The sequence below is a fragment of the Rhodanobacter denitrificans genome, from assembly GCF_003335105.1.
GTDB classification, from domain to species: domain Bacteria; phylum Pseudomonadota; class Gammaproteobacteria; order Xanthomonadales; family Rhodanobacteraceae; genus Rhodanobacter; species Rhodanobacter denitrificans_A.
In genome coordinates, this window is the sequence record NZ_QFWQ01000033.1 from 1 (window position 1) to 270 (window position 270).

The 270-nt window shown below is 65.6% G+C and carries 1 protein-coding gene; it reads left to right on the forward strand.

The window, feature by feature from the left end; translation table 11 throughout:
- The coding region (locus DEO45_RS16375; RefSeq protein ID WP_147269720.1) for an iron chelate uptake ABC transporter family permease subunit at nt 1-237 on the forward strand (237 nt) is incomplete at its 5' end.
- Nucleotides 238-270: the final 33 nt, after the last annotated feature.

Here is a 270-nt window from a genome sequence, read left to right on the forward strand (position 1 = left end):
GCCGGGCCGATCTCATTTATCGCGCTGGTGGCGCCGCATATCGCCCGCCGCCTGAGCGGCACGGCCCGCTGGGGACTGACCCAGTCGGCCCTGTGCGGCGCGCTGCTGCTGGCGCTGGCCGATTACGGCGCCCAACGGCTGTTTATGCCGTGGCAGCTGCCGGTTGGCGTGTTAACCGTCAGCCTCGGCGGTATTTACCTTATTGCATTGTTGAGTCAGGAGTCCCGCAAAAAATGAGTGCTGTCCCCTCCCGTTTGCGCGGCGCGCAGT